The 22,315-nt window shown below is 68.3% G+C and carries 23 protein-coding genes; 8 read left to right on the top strand and 15 right to left on the bottom strand.

Features of this window, described 5'->3' with window-relative positions; translation table 11 throughout:
- Nucleotides 1-22: 22 nt before the first annotated feature.
- From ribA to AVL48_RS07755, 6 genes are read right to left on the bottom strand one after another with little or no spacing between them, the layout of a single operon-like run.
- Entirely contained in the window at nt 23-646 is a 624-nt protein-coding gene (ribA, locus tag AVL48_RS07780; protein ID WP_061981240.1) for a GTP cyclohydrolase II, read from the bottom strand.
- Nucleotides 643-1,647, bottom strand: coding sequence for a lysylphosphatidylglycerol synthase transmembrane domain-containing protein (locus AVL48_RS07775; protein WP_061981239.1), 1,005 nt, complete (start codon nt 1,645-1,647; stop codon nt 643-645). The genes ribA and AVL48_RS07775 overlap by 4 nt, the downstream gene beginning before the upstream one ends.
- Nucleotides 1,644-2,462 (bottom strand): class I SAM-dependent methyltransferase, encoded by an 819-nt coding sequence (locus tag AVL48_RS07770; protein ID WP_061981238.1) that lies wholly within the window; start codon nt 2,460-2,462, stop codon nt 1,644-1,646. The genes AVL48_RS07775 and AVL48_RS07770 overlap by 4 nt, the downstream gene beginning before the upstream one ends.
- The gene (locus AVL48_RS07765) at nt 2,459-3,526 is read right to left on the bottom strand and encodes a glycosyltransferase family 4 protein (protein WP_061981237.1); all 1,068 of its coding nucleotides are present in this window, start codon (nt 3,524-3,526) and stop codon (nt 2,459-2,461) included. Before AVL48_RS07765 ends, AVL48_RS07770 begins: the two co-directional genes overlap by 4 nt.
- Nucleotides 3,523-3,921 carry a 6-pyruvoyl trahydropterin synthase family protein gene (locus AVL48_RS07760; RefSeq protein ID WP_061981236.1) on the bottom strand — a complete coding sequence of 133 codons (399 nt, stop codon included), beginning with the start codon at nt 3,919-3,921 and terminating at the stop codon, nt 3,523-3,525. The genes AVL48_RS07765 and AVL48_RS07760 overlap by 4 nt, the downstream gene beginning before the upstream one ends.
- A 21-nt stretch (nt 3,922-3,942) precedes the next feature.
- Nucleotides 3,943-4,923 carry a zinc-dependent alcohol dehydrogenase gene (locus tag AVL48_RS07755; RefSeq protein ID WP_061981235.1) on the bottom strand — a complete coding sequence of 327 codons (981 nt, stop codon included), beginning with the start codon at nt 4,921-4,923 and terminating at the stop codon, nt 3,943-3,945.
- 61 nt (nt 4,924-4,984) lie between these two features.
- On the opposite strand from AVL48_RS07755, the gene AVL48_RS07750 reads away from it, so the two are divergent.
- Nucleotides 4,985-5,713 carry a CDP-alcohol phosphatidyltransferase family protein gene (locus AVL48_RS07750; RefSeq protein ID WP_061981234.1) on the top strand — a complete coding sequence of 243 codons (729 nt, stop codon included), beginning with the start codon at nt 4,985-4,987 and terminating at the stop codon, nt 5,711-5,713.
- Here AVL48_RS07750 and AVL48_RS07745 read toward each other — a convergent pair whose 3' ends face one another.
- The 3 genes from AVL48_RS07745 to AVL48_RS07735 form a co-directional block, all read right to left on the bottom strand.
- On the bottom strand, nt 5,714-6,076 hold the full coding sequence (locus tag AVL48_RS07745; RefSeq protein ID WP_061981233.1) for a tautomerase family protein: 363 nt from the start codon (nt 6,074-6,076) through the stop codon (nt 5,714-5,716).
- 1 nt (nt 6,077) lies between these two features.
- Nucleotides 6,078-6,641 (bottom strand): TetR/AcrR family transcriptional regulator, encoded by a 564-nt coding sequence (locus AVL48_RS07740; protein ID WP_208616217.1) that lies wholly within the window; start codon nt 6,639-6,641, stop codon nt 6,078-6,080.
- A gap of 428 nt (nt 6,642-7,069) precedes the next feature.
- The gene (locus AVL48_RS07735) at nt 7,070-9,439 is read right to left on the bottom strand and encodes a sensor domain-containing protein (RefSeq protein WP_244162352.1); all 2,370 of its coding nucleotides are present in this window, start codon (nt 9,437-9,439) and stop codon (nt 7,070-7,072) included.
- 362 nt (nt 9,440-9,801) lie between these two features.
- Here AVL48_RS07735 and AVL48_RS07730 point away from each other — a divergent pair, with 362 nt between their 5' ends.
- The 3 genes from AVL48_RS07730 to AVL48_RS07720 all read left to right on the top strand — a co-directional run bounded on the left by AVL48_RS07730 (nt 9,802) and on the right by AVL48_RS07720 (nt 12,464).
- The gene (locus AVL48_RS07730) at nt 9,802-10,953 is read left to right on the top strand and encodes a beta-ketoacyl synthase N-terminal-like domain-containing protein (protein ID WP_061981230.1); all 1,152 of its coding nucleotides are present in this window, start codon (nt 9,802-9,804) and stop codon (nt 10,951-10,953) included.
- 127 nt (nt 10,954-11,080) lie between these two features.
- Complete coding sequence (locus tag AVL48_RS07725; RefSeq protein WP_061981229.1) at nt 11,081-11,767, top strand: hypothetical protein; 687 nt, start codon at nt 11,081-11,083, stop codon at nt 11,765-11,767.
- A 67-nt stretch (nt 11,768-11,834) separates the two neighbouring features.
- Nucleotides 11,835-12,464: an AAA family ATPase gene (locus tag AVL48_RS07720; RefSeq protein WP_061981228.1), complete on the top strand. Its 630-nt coding sequence runs from the start codon at nt 11,835-11,837 to the stop codon at nt 12,462-12,464.
- Between the two features lie 198 nt (nt 12,465-12,662).
- Here the strand turns inward: AVL48_RS07720 and AVL48_RS07715 are convergent, their stop codons facing one another.
- The 5 genes from AVL48_RS07715 to AVL48_RS38920 all read right to left on the bottom strand — a co-directional run bounded on the left by AVL48_RS07715 (nt 12,663) and on the right by AVL48_RS38920 (nt 18,522).
- Nucleotides 12,663-13,817, bottom strand: coding sequence for a 4-hydroxybenzoate 3-monooxygenase (locus AVL48_RS07715; RefSeq protein ID WP_061981575.1), 1,155 nt, complete (start codon nt 13,815-13,817; stop codon nt 12,663-12,665).
- Between the two features lie 69 nt (nt 13,818-13,886).
- Complete coding sequence (locus AVL48_RS07710) at nt 13,887-14,834, bottom strand: DNA polymerase domain-containing protein (RefSeq protein WP_061981227.1); 948 nt, start codon at nt 14,832-14,834, stop codon at nt 13,887-13,889.
- Nucleotides 14,835-14,904: 70 nt separating this feature from the next.
- Nucleotides 14,905-15,420: a lytic polysaccharide monooxygenase auxiliary activity family 9 protein gene (locus AVL48_RS07705; protein ID WP_061981226.1), complete on the bottom strand. Its 516-nt coding sequence runs from the start codon at nt 15,418-15,420 to the stop codon at nt 14,905-14,907.
- A 229-nt stretch (nt 15,421-15,649) separates the two neighbouring features.
- A complete protein-coding gene (locus tag AVL48_RS07700) occupies nt 15,650-18,259 on the bottom strand; it encodes a CHAT domain-containing protein (RefSeq protein WP_061981225.1) in 2,610 nt (869 codons plus the stop codon).
- An 89-nt stretch (nt 18,260-18,348) separates the two neighbouring features.
- Nucleotides 18,349-18,522 (bottom strand): hypothetical protein, encoded by a 174-nt coding sequence (locus AVL48_RS38920; RefSeq protein ID WP_156515759.1) that lies wholly within the window; start codon nt 18,520-18,522, stop codon nt 18,349-18,351.
- Nucleotides 18,523-18,890: 368 nt separating this feature from the next.
- Here AVL48_RS38920 and AVL48_RS07695 point away from each other — a divergent pair, with 368 nt between their 5' ends.
- Together AVL48_RS07695 and AVL48_RS07690 are read left to right on the top strand one after the other, a co-directional pair.
- Nucleotides 18,891-19,517 carry a hypothetical protein gene (locus AVL48_RS07695; RefSeq protein ID WP_061981224.1) on the top strand — a complete coding sequence of 209 codons (627 nt, stop codon included), beginning with the start codon at nt 18,891-18,893 and terminating at the stop codon, nt 19,515-19,517.
- Nucleotides 19,441-19,914, top strand: coding sequence for a hypothetical protein (locus AVL48_RS07690; protein WP_061981223.1), 474 nt, complete (start codon nt 19,441-19,443; stop codon nt 19,912-19,914). Before AVL48_RS07695 ends, AVL48_RS07690 begins: the two co-directional genes overlap by 77 nt.
- A gap of 66 nt (nt 19,915-19,980) precedes the next feature.
- Here the strand turns inward: AVL48_RS07690 and AVL48_RS07685 are convergent, their stop codons facing one another.
- The gene (locus tag AVL48_RS07685) at nt 19,981-20,439 is read right to left on the bottom strand and encodes a hypothetical protein (protein ID WP_061981222.1); all 459 of its coding nucleotides are present in this window, start codon (nt 20,437-20,439) and stop codon (nt 19,981-19,983) included.
- Between the two features lie 154 nt (nt 20,440-20,593).
- Here AVL48_RS07685 and AVL48_RS07680 point away from each other — a divergent pair, with 154 nt between their 5' ends.
- Together AVL48_RS07680 and AVL48_RS07675 are read left to right on the top strand one after the other, a co-directional pair.
- Complete coding sequence (locus tag AVL48_RS07680) at nt 20,594-21,490, top strand: ABC transporter ATP-binding protein (RefSeq protein ID WP_061981221.1); 897 nt, start codon at nt 20,594-20,596, stop codon at nt 21,488-21,490.
- Nucleotides 21,480-22,304 carry an ABC transporter permease gene (locus tag AVL48_RS07675; RefSeq protein ID WP_061981220.1) on the top strand — a complete coding sequence of 275 codons (825 nt, stop codon included), beginning with the start codon at nt 21,480-21,482 and terminating at the stop codon, nt 22,302-22,304. The genes AVL48_RS07680 and AVL48_RS07675 overlap by 11 nt, the downstream gene beginning before the upstream one ends.
- The last annotated feature ends 11 nt before the right edge of the window (nt 22,305-22,315 follow it).

Genomic DNA, 22,315 nt, shown 5'->3' with positions numbered 1-22,315 from the left:
GGCGCGGCGGGCAACGAGCGCCTCAAGACCCAGCCGCCCCCAACGGACCGATGGCGTCCAGATGCGGCAGGAAGTGATGCATCCGTTCCTGTTTCGTCCGCAGGTACCGCAGGTTCTCGTCGTTCGGCGTCACCAGCAGCGGCACCCGTTCGCTGATCCGCAGCCCGTGCCGCTTCAGCTGGTCGACCTTCGTCGGGTTGTTGGACAGCAGCCGCACCGAGCGCACCCCGAGGTCGGCCAGGATCTCCGCCGCCGCGCGGTAGTCGCGCGCGTCCACCGGCAGCCCGAGCGCGATGTTCGCCTCGACGGTGTCGAGGCCTTCCTCCTGCAGCCGCATCGCCTTCAGCTTCGCGAGCAGGCCGATGCCACGCCCTTCGTGCCCCTGCGCGTACACGAGGACTCCGGCGCCTTCCTCGACGATCGCCCGCAGCGCGGCGGCCAGCTGGTCGCCGCATTCGCAGTGCATCGAGCTGAACACGTCGCCGGTGAGGCATTCCGAATGGACGCGTGCCAGCGTGTCGAAGCCCGCGACGTCGCCGTGCACCAGCGCCATCTGTTCGGTTCCGTCGCCGTCCAGGTACCCGTACGCGCGGAAAACCCCGTAATGAGTCGGCAGTCTGGTCTCTACGACCCTCTCCACAGTCATCGCGTTTCTCCTGTCCGTACGGGTGTCCTGACGACACGGGCCGCGATGCGCGGTGCGGCGGACGTGTCGATGCGGTGAGTCTCGAAAGAGCGCGCGAGCAGCACGGCCGCGCCGGGCAGGCTGGCGACGAGGGCGAGCACGCCGTAGACGACGGCCACCGTGACGCCCTGCGCCGAACCGAGTCCGGCCGCGCCGAAAAGCAGCGCGCAGACGCCTTCGCGCGGGCCCCAGCCGCCGATGTTGAGCGGCAGTCCCATCGCGAGCAGGGCGAGGATCATCAGCGGAAGCAGTTCCCCGATCGGCGCGGTCACCCCGGCCGCTCGTGCGGCGACGACGAACAGTGCGAGATGCCCGGCCAGCGTGGCCATCGAAAGGAGGCTCACGCCGGGCCAGGTCTCCTTGGTCAGCAGGCCCAGCCGGACGTCGGCCAGGGTGACGGCGAACCCACGCCGCCACTTCGATCCACTGTGGCTCCAGCGTTTCCCCGCCGTCATCCCGGTGACGACGGCCGCGAGGGCGAGCATGACGACCACGATCCCGGCGACCATGACGATCTTGTCGATCGGCCGCGGCACCACGGAGGGCGTGCTGAGCACGACCGCGACCGAAGCGCCGATCAGCACGATCTGCCCGGCCGTCCGCTCCAGCACCACCGCGCGGACGCCGCGCGGGACGTCGCCGGATGCGCGGCCGTGCTGCACGGCCCGGTCGACGTCGCCGAGCACGCCGGCCGGCAGGACACCGTTGAGGAACAGCGCGCGGTAGTACTCGCCGACCGCGCTCCACACCGGCAGTTCCAGGCTGAGCCGCCGCGCGACCAGGCGCCAGCGCCAGGCGCTGAACACGGTGGTGGTGAAGCCGATCGCGAGCGCGGCGGCGACACCGGCCGCGTCGACCTCGCGCAGTCCGTCCAGGAACGCGCTCGTCCCCAAGCGCCAGACGAGGACGGCGAGGATGCCGAGCGCGCCGAGGATCCGCAGCCAGGGCCAGAACCGCTTCACGACGGCACCACCAGAAGATCCTCGTGCTGGATCATCGCGGTCAATTCACCCGCCGCGCACTGCGAGAGCCGCCATCGCAGGTAGGCGTCGGCGTCGGGACGCAATTCCGGCCGCTGTTCGCAGGCGGCGCCGACCCAGCCGGTGAGCCATTCCGCGGTCAGCGCGGCCTGATCCGCGCCGAGCCGCCACGGACTCGGCGCGCGCCGCACGGTGGCCCCGAGCCGTTCGAACACCCCGAACGCGACGTCCACCGCGTCCGGGCCGAGCAGCCACCGGCCGTCGGTCACCCGGCGTTGATGCGCGTTGAAGGCGTCGGAGATCTCGACGTCGAACCTCTCTTTGGGCGACAGCCCGACCCGGCCCGAAACGCTCAACGTGAACAGGACCGCGCATCGGGCCTCGACGCACGCTTCCGCGAGCCGGGTCATCTCCTCGGCGGTGAGCAGGTCGAGCAGCGCCGACGCCGCCACCAGCGACGTCCCGGCGAGGTCGGCCGCCCGCAGCTCGGTGATGTCACGCTGTTCGGCGACGACCTCGACCTCGCTTCCGTCCAACGAGTGATCGGGGCGACTGGTGGGAGCCAGCGCGTGCGTGAGCAGATCGGGGTCGCGGTCGTGCAGGATCCAGCGCTGACGGCCGGGCAGCCGCCTGGCCAGCCAGCGGCCGAGCGATCCGGTGCCGCAGCCGAGGTCACGGACGACGACCTCGTCCTGCGTGCGGAGGAAGGCACGCACCGGCTCCAGCAGCTCGGTCGCGCGGGCCGCGGCGTCGGCGTCCTCCCGCAGCCGCAGCCAGCTGGGGGCGTACTTGGTCATGCCGCCGTCCTTTCGTTCAGCAGCACGGCGGCGACGCCGCGGGCCGTCGCGTCCCAGCCGGTCAGCATCTCGCGGCGAAGGCGAGCCGACGCGCGAAGCCGGTCACGCAGGTCAGGTTCGGTGAGCCAACGGCGAAGGGCCGCGGCCAGCGCGTCGACGTCCTCGCCTGGCACGAGCATCCCGGGGACGCTGCCGTCGGGTGCTCGGCCGAGGGTGTCCGGCAGGGCGTCGACAGCGGTCGCCAGTACGGGAATGCCGTGCGCGAGCGCCTCGGTGACGACCATGCCGTAGGTCTCCGCGCGCGAAGGCAGCACGAGGAGGTCGGCGGCGGCGTACGTCGCTTCGAGTTCTTCGCCGGACCGGGGACCGGTAAGGGAGAACCTGTCGCCCAGAGTGTGTCGCCGCAGGCGTTCGACGTAGCGCGTCTCGCGGCGGATGGCGCCGACGCATTCACAGCTCCACGGAAGGTCCGAAAGCGACTTGAGCGCGTCGGCGAGCAGGCCCTGGCCCTTGCGCGGAGTCACATTGGCGATACAGACCAGCCGGGTGCCGTCCAGGCTCCCTAACGAGACTTCGGCCTTGTCGACGCCCGGAGGCACCACGTGCACGCGATGCGGGGCGAGCCCGTGATGCGCGATCAGCCGCCGCGCCGCCCACTCGCTGGTCGCGACCACGGCCTCTACCGCGCCGAGTGTCTCCCGCTCCAGCCGGTCCAGCTCGGTGGCCAGCGACGGCGACAGCCCCGTTTCGTCGGCCAGGGGCAGATGCACCAGCACCGCGATCGACAGCCGCTGCGCCGACGGCACGATCACTTCAGGCACCCCGCACGCCACCAGGCCGTCGAGCAGAACAGCCGAACCGTCGGGCAGCTCGGCGAGCTTGCGCGCGAGGACGTTGCGCGATTCGGTGCCGGGCCTCGGCCAGCTCCCCCGCACGGCGATCTCGTGGACGTCCACGCCCGTGGCGGCGAGACCGTCGCACAGGCGGCGGTCGTAGACGTTGCCGCCGCTCGGCGCGCTCGCGTCATCGATGTCGTTCGGCAGGACCACATGGAGTCCGGTCACAACGCGCGCTCGTAACTCGCCCACGCCACGTGGGACTCGTGCAATGCGACGGTGATCCCGCCGAGCCCGCGGGCGCCCTCGCCGAGCGCGCCCGCGTGGACCCGATCGGCGAGCCGGTCGGCGATGACCTTGGCCAGGAACTCGGTCGAGGTGTTGATCCCGGCGAACTCGGGCACGTCGTCGAGGTTGCGGTAGTTCAGGTCGGCGAGTACCGCCTTGAGCTCTTCGGTGGCCTTGCCGATGTCGACGACGATGTTGTCGGCGTCCAGTTCGGACCGGCGGAACGTCGCGTCCACCACGAAGGTGGCGCCGTGCAGTTTCTGCGCGGGGCCGAAGACCTCGCCGCGGAAGCTGTGGGCCACCATGACGTGATCGCGGACGGTGATACTGAACAACGGACCTCCCAGATCGTGCCCTTAACGCGTGTCCTCCACCTGATAGGTGACACGGAGGCAGAGCGTTCCCGGTTCATTCGCGGCCAGCCGCGGCAAGACGTCCGGCAGTTCAGTGAACCGGCATTCCTCACTGACCAGCACCTTAAAGACGGGGTCCGACAAAATCCGCAAAGCGAGGGCCAAGCGGTCGCCGTAGCTTCGGTTCAGGCGGCGGGCCGGGGACACCATGCCGACCTGGCTGGAGCGGATCGTCAACCGGCGCGAGTGGAAGTTCTCGCCGAGCGGGACGCTGATCCGGCGGTCGCCGTACCAGCTCAGCTCGATGACCTCCCCCTCCGGCGCGAGCAGCTCCAAGGATCGCGTCAGCCCGGCCTCGCTCGCGCTGGCGTGCACGACGAGGTCGCAGTCACCTAGTGCGTCCTCGGGTGTCGAGAAGTCGACACCGAGCGCTTCGGCGATCTTCGCGCGCTCCGGGTCGACGTCGATCAGCTGCACCCGGGTCGCGGGGAAACCGGACAACAGCTTCGCGACGCTTCCGCCGACCATGCCGGCGCCGACCACGGCGATCCGGTCGCCGAGTTTCGGCGCCGCGTCCCAGACGGCGTTGACCGCGGTCTCGATCGTCCCGGCGAGGATCGCGCGCTCCGGCGGCACCCCGCGCGGCACCGGCGTGACGGCCGACGCGGGAACGACGTAGCGCGTCTGATGCGGGTAGAGGCAGAACACCACTTGGCCGACCAATTCGGCCGGACCTTGTTCGACGACGCCCACGTTGAGGTACCCGTACTTCACGGGCCCCGGGAAGTCGCCTTCCTGGAACGGCGCGCGCATGGCCTCACGCTGGCTCGCCGGGACCTCGCCGCGGAAGACGAGCGTCTCGGTCCCCCGGCTCACGCCGCTGCACAGCGTGCGGACCAGCACTTCGCCGTCACCGACCGGAGGGAGCGTGACCGGCCTGAGCTCGCCGTCGCCGGTACCACTGAACCAGAAGGCGCGTTCCATCGTGTCCTCTCATGTCGGACCCTTCAGACGGGATCAACCGTCACCATAACGAGGAGGCCTCGTGCTCAACCCCGGAGTTTTCCTGGGGGTCCTCGTCCAGCTGGCCCTTCTCGGCTCGCTGGACGCCTCCGTCGGACTCGGCCCGCTGGGCTGGCTCGCCGGAGCGGCCTACGGCGTCGCCGTCGCCGGATTCCTGACCTTCGGCTTGACCCGGAGCTCCGGGCGCTCCCTCGGCCCGGCCGACGCCGTCACACTCGGCCGCTCCGCGCTCGTCGGCTGCGTGACCGCGCTCGTCGCCGACACCGCGGGCCGGGAGACCGCCGTGATGGTCGTCCTCGCTTCGGTGGCGCTGGTGCTGGACGCCGTCGACGGCCAGGTCGCGCGCCGCACGGGCACGGCGTCTCGGCTCGGCGCGCGCTTCGACATGGAGGTCGACGCGTATCTGATCCTCGTCCTGAGCGTCGTGGTCGCGCAGTCGCTGGGGCCGTGGGTGCTCACGATCGGCGCGATGCGGTACGTCTTCGTCGCCGCGGGCAGGCTGTGGCCGTGGCTGAACGATCCGCTGCCGTCGAGCATGGCGCGGAAGACGGTCGCGGCCGTGCAGGGCATCGTGCTGGTCGCGGCGGCTTCGACGATCTTGCCGGTGTGGGTCGGTTTTGTGGTCACGCTCGGCGCGCTCGGCCTGCTGGCCTGGTCTTTCGGGCGGGACACGTGGTGGCTGCTGGAGCAGCACGCCTTCGGTACCGCCCCTGTCGAACCCCGGCCGCGCGTCACCGTCGACGTCGCGTGATCAGGCGTACTGCGCTTCGCCGTTTCCGAACGACCAGTTCACCAGATCGGTCTCGTTGATCGTGACGAGCACATTGCGCGGTTCCGTCCCCGAGTACTCCTCGGCGAGCTCCGCGATCCGCCGGTACAGCGCCTTCTTCTGCTCGTCCGTCCGGCCCGGCCGCATGGTGATCGCGACGAACACCACGCCCTCGTCCCGGTGGATCCCCAGGTAGTCGTCGTATTTCAGGGTGCTCCGGCCGTTCAGGACCTGGAAGCGGTCGTCGGCCGGGATGCCGAGCGTTTCGACCATCGCGTCATGGACGGCGTTGCCGAGGGCTTCGAGCTTATCGGTCCCGATGGCGTCGATACGGACGAAGGGCATGTCAGTTCTCCTTGGTGACGAGAAGCCCGAGAGCGCCGTCGACGGCTTTCGCGAAGACGTCCGGGGAGCCCGCGGCGCGGGCGAGGACATAACCGCCTTGGAGGACCGCGACCAGCGCGGTCGCCGTGGCGGCGGAGTCGAGGGAGGCATCGAGTTCGCCGGCCGCCCGGCCTTCGTCGAGCAGTTCGGCCAGACGGCCGGTGAGCCAGCCGAAGGTCTCCTCGACCGGCCTTCGCAGGTCCGGATCGGCCATCACGTCGGGGTCCTGGGCGAGCTTGCCGACCGGGCAGCCCTTGAGCACGTCACGCTCGCGGCGCAGGTAGGCGGTGATCCGCTCGACGACCGTGCCGGGCCCGCTGAACTCGGCCTCGGCCTTGGCACGCAGGTGGTCGGCGTTGCGGCCGATCGCGGCCAGCGCGAGTTCGGACTTGCCTTGGAAGTGGTGGTACATGCTGCCCTGACCGGCGCCTGAACGCTCCTGGATCGCCTTCGGGCTGGTGCCGACGTACCCGCGCTCCCACAGGAGCTCGCGAGTGCTCTCGATGAGCTGTTCCCTCTTGTTCACACCCAGACTGTACATACTAGTAGGTACAGGAACAACCCGAGCCCGCGGAAGCAAGGGACCTTTGCTATCGCTTTCGCCCTAAACCGCAGGTCAGGAGCACCTCAAGTGGCACCCACACCTCAGACGGAGGGACCGATCCGGACACCGGCCGCGCATACGTGGCCAGCAGGGACGCCCCCAAGCAACCGGAGGTCCGATTGATCCCTTATACACCGTTCCACAGGGGGTCGTGAGTGCTGAATAGGGTTAGAACCCTCATTAGCACTCACCACCCCCTGGCAAAGTCACGCAAACCACCCAAACGGGCGCTGCGGATTCGAGAATGTCCCTTATGGACAGTCACTCCCCAGGCGGAAGGTCCGTGAAGGCCTCCTTCCCTACGCTCAGGGTAGGGAAGGAGGCCTTCACGGACCACAACATCGCCCGGTTCACCGCACGACGTGCTCGTACGCCGGCTTCAGCTCCTCCACCGGCCCCGGCGGCGCCACCAGCGGCCCCTTCGCCCAATCGCAGCCGAGTTCGTGCAGCACCTTCAACTGCCGCGCGGTCTCGACCCCTTCGGCGACCACCACGAGGTCGACCGCGTGCGCCATCGCCATGATTCCGGCGACGATCGGCTCGGCGTCACTCGATCTGCCGAGATCGGCGACGAACGACCGATCGATTTCGACCACGTTCAGGTCGAGACGGCACAACTGGGCGAGCGAGGAATAGCCCGCGCCGAATCGTTCGGCGGTCACCTTGACCCCGGTCTTCCGCAGCGCGTCGACCGCGTCGGCCGCGTCTTTCAGCGCCGTTTCGTCGACGTCGAGACTCAGCTCCTCCGGCCCCAGGCCCGTCTCGTCCAATGTGGTCTGGACCAATTGCAGTAAGGTGGGATCGCCCAATTGGCGCACCGAGACACTCACATTCACATTACAGTGCACACCATGATCGGCACGCCATCGGGAGATCTCACCGGCGGCTTTGGCAAGAACCTCCGCGCCGATGATCGTCAGAAGATCACCGTCATCGGCGATCTCGACCAATTCCGCCGGATCGATCGACCCCCGGATCGGGTGATCCCAGCGCGACTTCGCCTTCACCGCGACCATCTCACCGGTCCGCAAATCGACGACGGGCTGATAAACGGTCTCGATCAGTCCTTCCGCGACGGCGTTCCGCAGATCCTGTTCGAGAATGAACCGATCCTGCACCCGTTCCCGCATGATCGGCGCATAGAACGCGTACCGTCCCGGCCCGAACGTTTTCGCTTGATACATCGCCAAATCGGCGTCTTCCAGCATTTCGTCGGCACTGCGGGTATCCCCGGGTTCGGCGAGCACTATTCCGATGCTCGTATTTATATGCAGTTCCCGGCCGTGCACGGTGAGCGATTCGGCGAGCTGCCGCTGCAGATGGTCGGCCAGCGCCCGCACCTCGGCGGCTTCGGTATAACCGGTGGTGATGACCAGGAACTCGTCACCGCCGAGCCGTCCGACCAGATCCGACGGACCGGCCGCGGCCCGCAGGCGCTCGCCGATGATGCGCAGCACCTGGTCGCCGACGGTATGACCGAGCGAGTCGTTGATGATCTTGAACTTGTCGAGGTCGATGAACAGCACCGTGGTCGTGAGCGCCGGATCGGCGATCGTGCGCCGCAGATGGTTCAGCGCGAGCGTGCGGTTCGCCAGCCTGGTCAACGGATCGTGGGTCGCTTCGTAGGCCAGCCGTTCGCTGATCGCCCGCCGTTCGGTGATATCGGCGAAGGACGTCAGCACCGAGGGCACGCTCTGCCCCGGCGCCATCAGCGGACCGGAGGTCAGCGAAAGCCACCGGTGCGCGCCGTCGCGCCGCCGCACCTGCACGACCCGTCCGGTCTCGACCTTCCCGGAGCGCCGCACGCGCGCGGACGGAAGATCGGCGACGGGCACCGGGACGCCTTGCTCGTCGTGCAGCCTCAGCGTCCGGCTCTCCAGGCCCACCAGGGATCCGTCCGGTACGCCGGAGATGCGGTGCGCGGCGGAGTTCGCCAGCTCGATCCGCCCGCCCGGCCCGACCACCAGCACGCCTTCGTCCAGCGTCTCGACGACGGTGGCGAATTCGGCCTCGGCCCGGCGCTGCGCGGTCTCGTCGGCGCACAGGAGCACGTACCCGTCGAACATCTCCGCCGCCGAAACCCGCACCGAAAGCGCGGTGCCGTCGGCACTGAAATGCGTGGCCTGCACGACCCCGCCCGACGCGACGACCTGTCGCGGCTCCATCGGCGCGCCGACGACCTCGGACACCGGCACGCCGATGACCTCTTCGAGTTCATGCCCGTACACCGCTTCGGCCGCCGGATTCCAGCTCGTCACCAGCCCGTCGGGCGAGGTCGCGATGATCGCGTCACTCGCGTGGCCGACCAGTGCGGCCTGGAACCGCAGACCGGCCTCCGCCGCCTTCTGCGTGCTCAGATCGCGCATGATCACCTGATAGGCGGGCTTGCCCTCCCAGGTGGTGAGCACCGCTTGGGACTCGACGGTGACCTTGCCGCCATCGAGGGTCAGCAGCGTCATCTCGGTCGGTTCGCTGAAGGAACCGGGAGCGGCCAGCGAGCCGATCCTGGCGAGCAACGCGTCCTGCGAACCGGCGTCGACCATGTCCGTGATGTGCAGGCCGACGAGTTCGGTCGAGACCGTGGCGCCGACGAACCGCATCGCGGCGGAGTTGACGAACACCACTTTGCCGCGCTGATGGACACAGATGCCGTACGGGCTCGCCTCGACCATCGTGAGGTATTGCGTGCCCAAAGTCCCGCCGTCGGAATTTTGCTCCAAAAGGCGGTACCCCTTGCCGAGAAATGCGAGCGCGGGCTCACCGCGAGGATCCCTCTCGGTGGACAACTCGGTCAGCAGACGGACGAGCGACGCATGCCGGGAAGTCCGCCCACCGGAGGCGGCGGATACTCCAACCGTGCAGGTCGCGGCGCTGTTCGCTGGCGAGGAATCCTGATCCGAAGACCGGCGGGTGTCGGGGGTCCCACCGTCGAGATCGTCAGGATCCATGTGATCCAAACCCCCTACTCGACTGATGTAGCTTCCGATTAGATCACTAAATCGACGTAGCCGTCCTCCTCGACCAGCTGACCGGTACGGCTTAATCCATCCGGCATTGACAGAATGTAGTTGAAAGGAAACACGTGCGGAGCAAAACCGGCATCTGCGGCATCGGAGCCGTAACCGCCTACGGCTGGGGGCGCGAATCGTTGTGGGAAGGCCTCGTGAGCGGCCTCCCCGCCGCCCAGCTCGTCGAAGGATTCGGTGAGACCCGGGAACTGCCGGGCTGGGTCGGGCACATTCCCGAGGGCGGCAGGCCGAGGGACGGCAGCCTGCATTGCCGCGCGCTGCTCGCGGCGGCGCGGGAAGCGATCGAGGACGCCGGCGCGCACGGCTGGACCCCCGGCCGCCGGGTGGGCCTCGTCTACGGCGGCGTCCGTGACGACATGCGGACCTGGGACGGTTTCCACGCCCTCGGCGAGCGGCTCGCCTACCGGCGCCAGTTCATCGGCATGATGCCGTCGACGCCGATCACCTCGCTGATGGCCGAGTTCGGCTTCCACGGCCCCACGATGACCGCGTCCGCGATGTGCGCGACCGGCAACGCCGCGGTGCTCACCGCGAAGATGTGGCTGGACGCGGGGATGGCCGACGACGTCGTGGTGGTCACCACCGATCTGTCCGCGACCCGGCAGGTCGTCCGGCATTTCGTGCACTGCGGCGTCGCGGTCACCGACGTGCCGCCGCTCGAGGCGTGCCGTCCTTTCCAAGAGGGCACAAGGGGTTTCACCTTCTCCGAGGCGTCGATCGCGGTCGTGATGACGCAGCGGAAGACCGACGCGTACGCCACCGTGCTCGGCGGCGCCATGACGCACGAGGCGCACAACGCGATGGCGCTCGACCCCGATCCGACGACCGCGATCGCGGCGGTGACCGGCGCGCTGGAGAACGCGAACGCCGACGCGGCGGACGTCCGGTACGTGAACGCGCACGGAACAGGGACGAAACTCTGTCACCGCACCGAATCCCAGATCCTCGAAGCGGTGTTCCCGCGCAGTACCGAGATCTACTCGATCAAACCGCTGACCGGGCACAGCCAGTCGGGCAGCGCGCTGACCGAGATCGTGACGACCTGTCTCGCGGCGCGGCGTGACCTCATCCCGGCGCCGAAACCGGTGGCGGACGGGCATCCGCAGCTGATGGACGGACCGTCCCGGCCGGAAAGCGGGCTCACCGTCAAGACCTCGATCGGGATGGGCGGTTACGTCACCGCCGTCGTACTGGACGCCGCCTGAACGTCCAGCCGTCCGCCAATCGACCAATTCGATAACACACGGTCTCAACGTCGTCACGAACCGTCATTTCCCGTGCTCACGTGAGCGATACTCCAGGTCGCGAAACGCACTGAGCACGGAGGCGGCCATGAGCCCGAGAACGGTGTCCGACAACCTCGTCCACAACTACCTGTTCTTGCGGCGTGCCATAGGTTTCCTCGGTGTCGCGCTGCCCTTCGTGCTGATCTTCGGGAAACTCCTCGTCGACGGCGGCGGGCTGCTCAACTCGATCAGCGGGTACTACTACTCCGGAATGCGTGACGTCTGGGTCGGCACCATGTGCGCCATCGGCGTCTTCCTGTTGTCCTACCGGGGTTACGGCCGGATCGACGACATCGCGGGGAACATCGCGGCGGTGGCCGCGGTCGGGGTGGCGCTGTTCCCCACGACCCCGGCGCACGGCGACCGCACGGACGAGATCATCGGCATGCTGCATCTCGGCTTCGCGGCGGTCTTCTTCCTCACCTTGGCGTTCTTCTGCATCGTGCTGTTCACGAAGTCGGACAAGGCGATCCCCGGCGGCCGCAAACCCGAGCGGAACCGGCTGTACGTCACGTCGGGCGTGCTCATGCTGGTGTGCCTGGCGTTGATCGTGCTCTGCGGTCTGTTCTTCGACGAAGAGACCAGAGCGTTCTACCCGGCGCTCTGGCTGGAGTCGGCGGCGATCCTCGCGTTCGGCGTGGCCTGGCTCACGAAGGGCGGGACGCTGTTGCCCGACAAACCGGCGGCCGTTTCCGGGGTGCCGACCCGCCCCGCGCCGCTGTCGGAGGTCTGACCTGGGCATCGGCCGCGCCGGGCGAAGGTAAAGGAACCTTTGTCAACGGCCGGGTCGTTGTCGCGTTATGACTGAGCGCATCGCACTTCAGCTCGGCCGCCGCGACCTCCTGGTGGTCGCGGGGATTCCCGGGGCGGGCAAGACCACGCTGCTGTCCCGGGCGGCGACCGGCGCGATGCCGGTGCTCGATTCCGACCAGGTCCGCGGCAGGCTGCGCGCACGGCTGCCCTCGTGGTTGCCGTACCGGTCCTATCGGCCGCTCGTTCACCTGTGGCACCGGGCGCGCGTCGTCGGGTTCGCATTGGGCGGCGGCCCGCTGATCGTGCACGAGCCGTCGACCAGGGCGACGACGCGTGGGCTGCTGGCCCTGCTCGGCCTGCTGAGCCGCCGCCCGGTCCGGTTGCTGTGGCTCGACGTGACGCCGGAGGAGGCCCGCGCGGGCCAAGTCGCGCGCGGGCGGGTCATCCGGCGGCACTCGTTCGCCCGCCACGTCAGAAGGGCCGAGAAGCTGCGCCGTGACCTGCGCGACGGCTGGGTACCGGTGGGCTGGCGGAGCGCGCGGATGGTGACCCGCGAGGTGAGCGGGGCACTGCGGTTCGTCACCGAGGAAGAACCCGTGAGGGGCGCGCGCCCCTCAGGCGACGTCAGGCTCGTCCCGCTCGATCGGGCGGCCGCACCCACAATGCGCGCAGGTTGAGTGCTCCCGCCCGCCGGGCTCGGCTTCCTCCGAAGGCGCGGGCCGGTTCGGGTGCGGGGACGAGTTCCCTGGCGCCCAGCGGATGCGTACCGGCATCGGCATCGTCCTTTCCACTCCCGCGAAGGGCCTCTCCACCGAGATACGGACCTGATGATCCACCGGTTCATTCCAGCCGCGAGAAAGACCCTCACCGGAGGATCAGATACCCACATAGTTCTCGGCGAAGAAGTTTTGATGTGCCCGGGAAACCCGCAGGCTTTCCAGCCGCGCGTCCCGCAGGCCACGCAGGAACAGGGCCTCGTCGCCGTACCCGGGCGGGCTGTGCAACAGGTTGATCATCCAGTGTGAGAACTCCTGCGCCCGCCAGATCCGCGGCAAGCAGTCCGCGGAATAGCGGTCAAGCGCCGTCGTGTCGCCCTTCTCCAGGGCGGCGACCAACGCGCCGGCGAGGATCTCGGCCTCCATCAGCGCGAGGTTCGCGCCCTTCGCCGCCGAAGGGCTGATCAGGCTCGCCGCGTCGCCGGCGAGGAACAGCTTCCCCCGCTGGATCGTGTCCATCACCCGCGAACCGAGGTCCACGATCCGGCGCTCGATGATCGGGCCGCGTTTCAGCTCGCCGTGATACCCGGCGGCCATCCGCACGTGCAGCTCGTCCCAGATCCGCTCGTCCGGCCAAGCTGCCGGATCTTCACCGCGCGGGACTTCGAGGTAGTAGCGCGTCACCGTCGACGTCCTCGCCATATGCCCCGCGAAGCCGCGTTCGTGGATCGCGTAACCGATCGCGGACATACTCGGCGGAGCTTCGGCGAGGATCGCGAGCCAGGAGATTTCGTGGTCTCGACGGAAGATTCGCGCGGGCACGGACTGCCGCGAGACACCGTGCTGACCGTCGCAGCCGGCGATGTACTCGGCGCGCAACAGAAGATCGTCCGCGATGACGGTGGCCTCCGTGCCCGACACCGACGTCACCTCGGTTTCGAACCTGATCTCCCCGCCCCGCGCGAGGAATTCCGCGATCAGGTCGGTGACCAGGAACTGCTGCGGATAAACGGTGTGTACTTCACCCGTGCCGAGTTCGCCGTACTTGAGCTCGAATTCCGCCTGATCGGTGCGGAAGGCACAGGTGTCGTGCCGCGCACCATCGCGGAGAAGTCCGTCGGCGAGTCCGTTCCCGGTGAGCACACGGACACTGTTGGCGGCCAGAAACCCCGCTCTCGCCCGGTTTTCGACATGCTCCCGGCTTTGCCGCTCCAGGATCAGGCAGTCGATTCCGGCCGCGCGCAAGAGGTTTCCCAGCACCAGCCCGGCCGGACCCGCACCGGTGATCAGGACGTCAGCATCGATCTTTCCCACGAAAGCCCCCAGTACCTCCGCCACCCCAGGTGGTCCAAGGTACACAAGGCGCTTTCCCGCGGTGGGCTTTCAACCCTTCTGGGCACGCATCCGCGCGCGGCGTTTTCCTTCGTGCATCGCCACGACCCTGGCGACCGGGATCGTGTGCCCCTGCTCGACCAGATCGGCGGGCAGCGACTGCGGTCCGGGCATCGACTCGGCCCAAGGATCCTTGTCACCCAAAAGGGCGGGCGCGGTGTGCACGGTGAAATCGGCGGGGACGACGTTCTCCAGGTCGTCCCACGCCACCGGGAACGACACCGGCATCCCTGGCCGCAACCGCGGGCTGTACGCCGCCGCGACGGTGTTGCTGCCCGCCCGCGTCGAATCGAGGTACACCTTGCCTTCGCGGTCTTCCACGATGTACGCGGTCGTCGCGACCGACGGATCGACAGCCTCCGCGCGGGCGGCGAGCGCACGGGTCGCGGCCGCGACGTCGTCGAAGCCCTGCCCCGGCACCAGCGGGACGAAGATGTGCACTCCCTTGGAACCGCTGGTCTTCACCGCCCCGGCGAGACCGGAATCGGCAAGGGCCTGCCGCACCAGGCCGGCGGCCTTCACGACGTGCGCGAAGTCGTCACCCACTGGTGGGTCGAGATCGAGGACGAGATGGGTCGGGCCCGTTTCGTCGCCGGCGCGCATCAACGTCGGGTGATATTCGACGGCGCGCTGGTTCGCGAACCACAGCAGCGTGCGGCGGTCGTCGCACAGCGCGTACGACACCTGCCGCTTCGAGGTCTCCGCCCACATCCCGTACCGCTTCACCCAGTCCGGCGTGTACTTGGGCAGGTTCTTCTGCATGAACGGGTCCTGCCCGCGCAGGATGCGGATCACCGAGAGCGGGCGGTTCTCCAGCACGGGGAGAATGCGGTCGGCGACGGCGTCCAGGTAATCCACCAGATCGCGTTTGGTCGCGCCCTCGAACAACGGCTGATCGAGGTTGGTCAGCTTGACCCCGTCGCGTTCGTCATCGCTCATGGGGTGAGCGTAAAGCCTCGTGAGCGGTAAAGACGATTCCAACCGTCTTTACCGCTCACGAAACCCACTCTTAGCTGATGTTGGCGTCGATGCAGGCGTAAAACGCGTTCGCCGTGTCGTAGACGTTCCAGCGGGCGAGGATCTTGTGCCGCCCGCTCTGCTGCAGGTTCACGCTGTGCGTGACCGTGGCACCCGGCTGCGCGCCGTTGTCGTTGATGGTCGCGACCTTGGCACCGTCGACGAAGTACTCCCAGGTGCTGGTGCGGTGGCGAGCCGTCAGCGTCCACCGGAACGAGGTGGTACGGCCGAGGGAATGCACCTTCCAGCCCTTGCTGTCGTTGTTGAGATCCGCGAACCGGCCGACACCGCCGTTACAGCTCATGAGCCCCTTGGGGCCCTCGACACTTTGCGGTTCCCATTTGATGTCACCACAGGAAACGGTGCCCTGCGCGCATTGCGCCTGCCTGCTCGCGGGCGAGGAAACGTAGCCGTGCGCACTGGCTGTTCCCGCCGGGATCGCGACCAGCACGGCCGGCACCATCGCCGCACCTGCCGCCAGGGTCAGAAGCCTTCGTTTGAAGCTCATGCCTTACCCCTTTCGACACCCACCGCTGACCCGGTGGCAGAACCGCCGTCGAATCAACGGTTCTGGGGCCACAGCGAGCGAAAACCAATGACGGTTGGGACCACATTCGCCAAAGCGTCGAGCCGGCGAATGTGGTCTAGACCATAATTGGTTCAGACGAATTGGTCAAGAGTAACCAACCGGTCGCTTCGGCCGGTGAAGATCGAACAGGAGTTGTCAAGCCGGACGATCAGCCCGCACCCAAACAGACGAACGGTCGCCGGAACGGGTCAACGGCGATGGTGTCCGCGAGCGCCGTCGCCGGTCCGGCCCCTTCGGCGAGCCCTCGGTGGTAATCGTCCATCGCCGCCGCGGCGGCCTCGTCACCGACTCGGCTCAACGGCGCGATCACCGTCCGCGAACCGCTCGCGAGCAACGCGCTGGCGAAACCGAGGACCTCGTCGCCGGGCCGGATCCGGTTCAGCGCGAGCTCGCACGCCGCGAAGACCACCTGCGACGGCGGCTGCGCGAGCCCGGCCATCTCGTGCGCGAAGAGTGCCCCGTCGGCCATTTCCAGCCGGGAGAACAAGGCGTTCTCGGGCTCGTGCGCGCCGTGCGCGGCGATGTGCGCGAGGTTCGCGCCGTCCAGCGCGCGCAAAACCGACTTCACCGTCGCGTCGGCGCCGGCCAGCGTACGCGCGGTCCGGTAGTGCGTCGCGAGCTTGTCCAGTTCACCCCTGGTCCCGACCAACCCGGGTCCGCGAACGAGGACGACCTTCCGCGCGGGTGCCCCCGTCGAACGCTCCGCCCCCAGCCACGCCGTCGCCGACGGGGCGACGACGATCGGCCGCGACCGTAGTGCGGGCAGCACACCCCACGGCACCGCGTACAGCGGTCCGGTCGGCACGACGACCAGGCCGCGGTCCCCGAGCAGGCCCGCCAGCGGTCGGATCAGCCGGGCGTCGAGCCGGTCAGCCTGCTTTCGCGCCGAACCGAGCACCGACCGCACCAGCGGCGCCGGCAGCTGATCGGGGGCGAGTGCGTCGAGGTCGACGTTCAGCATCCGCGCGGATTCCGCGGCCACCGCCGCCGAACCGAGCCGCACCAGTTCACACCGCCCGCCCGCGACGACCACCGCCACCAGGTCGTCTCCGGAGTAGGCGAAACTCACCAGCGCGCGTTCACCGAGTTCGTCGGCGACCTCGGCGAGCCGCGCGATCGGCCGCGGCCTGCCCCAGCGTCCGGTGTGCCACCCGAGCCGATGCGCCTCGCGCAACCGCTCGGCGTGTTTCGCGCGCAAGGCCGCCGTGGGATGCCCGTCGTGCTGTGCCTGGTGGATCGCCTGATCCAGACCACGGACCTCGCCGACCCGCTCGGCGAGATCCGGATCGGTCGCCGCGACAGGTTCGTACCGGTGACTTTGCGCGCGTGTCCGCTCCGTCCAGGCGAACAGCCGGGCCGCGTCGGCGCGTTCGAGCACGATCTTGATCGCCAGATCCGCCAGCTCCTGGCCGTGCAGCGCCGTCCCGGACACCAATTCGAGGCCGCCCATCCGGTCACGGACCCGGTCGAGTTCGGCCAGCCCGGCACGGATCTCGGCCAGCGCCCTGCTCTTGTCCCCCTCGGCGACCGCGAGTTCCGCGCGGCAGAGCCGGCGCAGCATCCGATAATCGACGGAGGTCAACCGTCCCGGCCGCGGAATCCGCGACAGCAGTTCGGCGGCGCGTTTGCGCTTTCCCTTCCGCAGTTCGACCCGGACGGCCAGCATGCGCGCGAGCGCGGCCTGATCGGCGAGCCGCGGCATCGGCATCCGGTTCGCCGCGCGCAGCGCGCGGGCGGTCAGGGTGAGCGGGATATCGTTGGTGCGCAAGGCATCCCGCACATCGGCACGAAGGCCGACGATGGTCGCGTTGGCGACGCAGGTCTGACAACCCCAGCGGAGCATCCTGCGTCGCGCGGAGGCGGCGTGGCCACGAGCGAGTTCGAGATCGTCGCTCATCAGCGCGGCGGAAGCGCGGTACAGCTCCGCGTACGCCAGCTCGCGGGTGGTGCTCTGTGCGTGCATGGCCTCCAGGACCTCGTCGAGATGCCTGCCCGCCTCGTCCGCCAGACCGGCGGCGAGCAACGCCTGGGCCTGGTCCAGCCGGAGAAGTGGATGGACCTCCACGTCGAGGGCTCGATAGATCCGTTCGCTCTCCTCGTACAGCCGGAGAGCGGCGGGAACGTTACCGACCCGCAGCTCGAGCGAACCGAGCGGCCGCCGGACGTCAGCCGCCTGCAACCGCAGTTCGAACTTTTCCGCGATGTCCATCGCGCGAGCCAGATCGTGGCGAGCCTTGCGGACATCGCCCAACCGGGTATAGGCCAGCCCGCGAGTGATCATCGTCCCCAGATACGGATGAAGCAAGGGAGCGGGGTCATCCGCCGCGGAAAGCACGAATTCCTTGTTTTGGATCGAGGAATCGAAATAGGCGATACCGTCTTCGTTCCGGCCCACCGCCATGAGCAGGAGCCCGTAGTTGTGGTCGATGGCGCCACTCAGCTCAGCACGCAGTTTCCGATCGCGCACTTCGGCCAGAAGCGATCGGACCTCGTCCAGTTCGGCCAGCCCGACCGCGACCTCGCCGCCGGTTTCCGTGCCGAGTGCGACCAGGGAATTCGTAAGGCGGATTCGAGCGGCGAGCCACTCGGATCGGTCACCCTCGACGCTGGGTTCCACCGCGTCGAGGACCGACATGCCCCGGTGGAGCAGCTTCAGGCCCTCTCGTGGCCGCGCCGAGCAGACCGCGTCGACCCCGGCCCGCTGCAGGTCACGCGCTTTACGGATGGCTTCCGCCACCCCGAGTTCTGTTACCGGCACTGATCTATGACAGCACAGTCCGTAGCCGAAAGTCGTCCGCCCGTCGAAGATCACCTCGGCGGGCGGACCTGAACTTTCAGCTCACCCCGTCAGCCCCTGGGAGGCGGCGTCTGGATGCAGCCACCGGCACAATCGAAGAACTTGTTCCGGTTGTGCTCACAGTCCGGACTGTGCTCGTGTTGCGGCAGGCCGGGCTCGGACTGAACCGCGTCGACCGGCTCTTCCTCACCGATGGGATCCTTGACGTCCGTTGGCGTCGACATATGACGATCTCCTCCCCTGATGATCTTTATTTGTCGTGCCGGGCGACCCCATCGCGCCGGGCCCCCTCATTCGCAGGCCCTCTTCCTGCGAATGGGGCAATAGTGCCACAACGGAGCAGTGATCGGGAGTCTTTACCTACACTGAGTCATCGCAGGCATCCAAAAGAGGGACGTTTCGTTAGCGGGCCTCACGACCTACTCCGGATGGCCCTACTCCGCCCGCCTCCGCTCCGCTTCGCGACGGATTCCACTGGGCCATCCGGCCTAAGATCCAAAAATTCTTGTGGCACAAGGGTTTCCGCGCTCTGAGCCGAGGGCATACACGGTCCGTCGGGGGATTTACCGGCAAATATCCGGAGGAGATAACGATGCCAACGTGGTTGGTCATCATCATCGTCATCGCCGCGATCCTGGTGGTGGGAGCGGCCGCCTGGGCCGTCATCGCGCAGCAGCGCAAGCGGCGATTGCGCGAAACGTTCGGGCCCGAGTACGACCGGGCCGTCAAGGAACACGAGAGCCCACGGGAAGCGGAACGCGATCTTTCGTCGCGGATGAAGCGCCATTCGGATCTCGACATCCGTCCTCTGCCGGCGACCACAAAGGACCGTTACGCCCAGGAATGGGCGCTGATCCAGGAACAGTTCGTCGATCGCCCGTCCGGCGCCGTCGTCGAAGCGGACCGGGTGTTGGTCTCACTGATGGCCGAGCGCGGTTACCCGACCGAAGGGTACGACCAGCAGCTCGCGGATCTGTCCGTCCGGCACGCGAACACGTTGCGGCACTACCGCGCCGGGCACGACACGCTGGAGCGCCATCGTGAATCCGAAATGTCCACAGAGGACATGCGTGAGGCGATGAAGCACTACCGCGTGGTGTTCGAAGATCTGTTGACCGAGGGTGACGAAGGAGCGGAAAGCCATGGAAAGCAGGCCTCTGGGAACCGAGCGAACGGAACCGCGGACGGAGGATCGGCTCGACGAGGATCGGACCACTGACGGTCTCGACCGAACCGCCACGGACACCGAAGGCCGCGACTCCGGGCACACCTTGAGCACCGAGGACCTGGTGGCCGCCGAACCGGATTCCACCACGGAGTCCGCCACGGCCGAGTCCACTGAGGACGGTGAGCAGACCCTCTTCGACGACTCCGACGTGACGCGGTTCCGCGAAAGCTGGCAGGGCATCCAGACGGCCTTCGTGGACGACCCGCAGCGGGCCGTCAAGGAAGCCGACGAACTGGTGGCCGTCGTGATCCAGAACCTGGCCGCGACGTTCGCCGACCACAAGAAGGAACTGGAATCCGCGTGGAGCCAGGGTGAACCGGCGACCGAGGACCTCCGGATCGCCCTGCGCCGCTACCGGTCGTTCTTCAACCAGCTGCTGAGGGCGTAATCCTCACCAGTCCGTGAAGGCCTCCTTCCCTACCCTCAAAGTAGGGAAGGAGGCCTTCACGGACTTTCAGGCGCCGGTGGTCGATCCCGGCCGCACGATCATCAGGATCGTCACCACGGCCCAGAGCAGATTGAACATCCCGGTGTACATCGCCACCCGTCCGGCCGTCAGCGGTTCCGACGGCGGCTCGGCGTCCAAGGCCGCGAGCATCGCCTTTTGTCCCGGCAGCACCAGCGCCGCCAGCACCCCGGCGGCCGCGGCGGTGAGGACGATCGACACGATGACCCACGCGTCGCCGAAGACCCGCATGCTGCCCGCCGTCGCCAGCCCGAAGAACGGCACCGCGATCCCGACGACGGCGTAGACCCGGCAGATCCGGTGCAACGCCCGCAGCACGGACAGCCCGGAACCCGGTTCGGCGAACGCGCGGCGGGCGGCGGCCGGGAACATGCTCGCCGCGACGGTGACCGGTCCGATCGCGATGACGGCGGCGAGGACGTGAAGGATCAACAGGACTTTCGACACGCCGCCGAGCCTAAGATCGTCACCCGCTCCTCCGGTACCGGTGTTTTCGACAGATGTCACAGGATTCCGGCCATCGGCTACGTCCGGCGACGTACGCCGGGAGTCGCCTGTGAACGGATGTGGCGCGGCCTCGCGGCGGACACCATTGGTCACCATGACCATTCCCGTGGACACAGACGAACTCACGAAACGGTACGGCGAACACCTCGCCGTCGACCGGATGAAGCTGACCGTGCTGCCCGGCGAGATCTACGGCTTCCTAGGCCCGAACGGCGCCGGCAAGACGACGACGTTGCGGATGTTGCTGGGCCTCGTGCGGCCGACGTCCGGCGACGTGCGGCTCTTCGGGCGGCCGCCCGGTGACCTCGACGGCGTCGGCGCGCTGATCGAATCACCCGGTTTTTACCCGTACCTGTCCGGTTCGGACAATCTGAAGGTGCTGGCCCGGTACAGCGGAACGGATCCGCGCCGCGTCGGTGAAGTACTCGCGCTGGTCGATCTAGCCGATCGCGGCAAAGACCGGTATTCGACCTACTCCCTCGGCATGAAGCAGCGACTCGGTGTCGCGGCCGCGTTGCTGAAGGATCCGCGGTTGCTGATCCTCGACGAGCCGACCAACGGACTCGACCCGGCCGGAATGGCCGACATGCGCGTGCTGATCCGGCGGCTCGGCGCGGAGGGGTGCACCGTGCTGCTGTCGAGCCATCTGCTCGGCGAGGTCCAGCAGATCTGCGACCGCGTCGGTGTCGTCTCGCACGGGCGGCTGGTCGCGGAGAACACGGTCGCCGAACTCCGCGGCGGCACGGTGCTGCACATCGAAGCCGACGAGATCACTCGCGCCGCCGAACTGGCGAAGCGCTGGGTGGGCGGGGAGAACGTACGGACGAGCGGGACCGGTCTTGATCTGACCGTCGACCCGGAGCGCGCGTCGTGGCTGAACCGCGAACTCGTCACGGAAGGGATCGCGGTGCGCGAACTGCACGTCCGCGAACGGGATCTGGAACAGGTTTTCTTCGAACTCACCGGAGGGGTGGCCGACCATGTGGGGTAGTTGCGGCGCCGAGCTGGCGAAACTCGTCCGGCGTCCGGCGAACTGGTTCATGCTGGGGATCGCGGTCGTGCTCGGGCTGACGTTCACCTACCTGCTGCCGCTGGCCGGCGCGGCGGGCTCGTCGAGCGGGGCGCCCGGCACGGATCGCGGGCTGGCCGCGACCATGCCGTCGAACCTGGTCGGCAACTCGATCGGCGGGCTACCGGTGTTCCTCGGGGCGATCCTGCTCGTGCTCGGGGTGCTGGCCGTCGGCACCGAATACGGCTGGAGCACGTGGAAGACCGTGCTGACACAGGGTCCTTCGCGGATGACCGTCTACAGTGGAAAGTTGTGCGCACTGGCCGTCGCGACACTGACCGTCGTGCTGACGAGTTTCGCGACCGGTGCGGTCACGAGCGCGCTCATCGCGGCCTCCGAAGGCGAGGCGATGGACTGGCCCGCGGTCGGCTCGCTGGTCACCGGGATCGGCGCCGGCTGGCTGATCGCGATGACCTGGGCGGTACTCGGCGCGGCACTCGCCATCGCGATGCGCGGGGTGGCGCTGCCGATCGGGCTCGGCCTGGTGTGGCTGCTCGTGGTCCAGAACCTGCTGTTCGGGGTCGCGGCCCCGCTGCTGGGCTGGGTCGACACGCTTCAGCGCGCCCTCCCCGGCGCCAACGCCGGTTCGCTGGCCGCGTCGCTCGGCGCTTCCGGTGCGACGCCGGGGGTCGGGGAACTCGTCAGCGTCCCCCAGGCGACGCTGGTGGTGGCCGGGTACCTGGTGGCCTTCACCGTTCTCGGCGGCTGGCTGCTGCGGCGCCGGGATGTCCTCTGAAGTACGTGAAG

This window comes from Amycolatopsis regifaucium (assembly GCF_001613935.1).
Classification (GTDB): Bacteria; Actinomycetota; Actinomycetes; order Mycobacteriales; family Pseudonocardiaceae; genus Amycolatopsis; species Amycolatopsis regifaucium.
The sequence above is the reverse complement of the archived record's forward strand: the minus strand, read 5'-3'. Positions and strand labels throughout refer to the sequence as shown.

Coding starts and splice junctions, on each gene's coding strand:
- AVL48_RS07705 (WP_061981226.1), bottom strand. CDS start 15,420: ATGAGCTTCAAACGAAGGCTTCTGACCCTGGCGGCAGGTGCGGCGATG.
- AVL48_RS07755 (WP_061981235.1), bottom strand. CDS start 4,923: ATGGAACGCGCCTTCTGGTTCAGTGGTACCGGCGACGGCGAGCTCAGG.
- AVL48_RS07725 (WP_061981229.1), top strand. CDS start 11,081: ATGAGCCCGAGAACGGTGTCCGACAACCTCGTCCACAACTACCTGTTC.
- AVL48_RS07710 (WP_061981227.1), bottom strand. CDS start 14,834: ATGAGCGATGACGAACGCGACGGGGTCAAGCTGACCAACCTCGATCAG.
- AVL48_RS07675 (WP_061981220.1), top strand. CDS start 21,480: ATGTGGGGTAGTTGCGGCGCCGAGCTGGCGAAACTCGTCCGGCGTCCG.
- AVL48_RS07745 (WP_061981233.1), bottom strand. CDS start 6,076: ATGCCCTTCGTCCGTATCGACGCCATCGGGACCGATAAGCTCGAAGCC.
- ribA (WP_061981240.1), bottom strand. CDS start 646: ATGACTGTGGAGAGGGTCGTAGAGACCAGACTGCCGACTCATTACGGG.
- AVL48_RS07770 (WP_061981238.1), bottom strand. CDS start 2,462: ATGACCAAGTACGCCCCCAGCTGGCTGCGGCTGCGGGAGGACGCCGAC.
- AVL48_RS07720 (WP_061981228.1), top strand. CDS start 11,835: ATGACTGAGCGCATCGCACTTCAGCTCGGCCGCCGCGACCTCCTGGTG.
- AVL48_RS07680 (WP_061981221.1), top strand. CDS start 20,594: ATGACCATTCCCGTGGACACAGACGAACTCACGAAACGGTACGGCGAA.
- AVL48_RS07695 (WP_061981224.1), top strand. CDS start 18,891: ATGCCAACGTGGTTGGTCATCATCATCGTCATCGCCGCGATCCTGGTG.
- AVL48_RS07690 (WP_061981223.1), top strand. CDS start 19,441: ATGGAAAGCAGGCCTCTGGGAACCGAGCGAACGGAACCGCGGACGGAG.
- AVL48_RS38920 (WP_156515759.1), bottom strand. CDS start 18,522: ATGTCGACGCCAACGGACGTCAAGGATCCCATCGGTGAGGAAGAGCCG.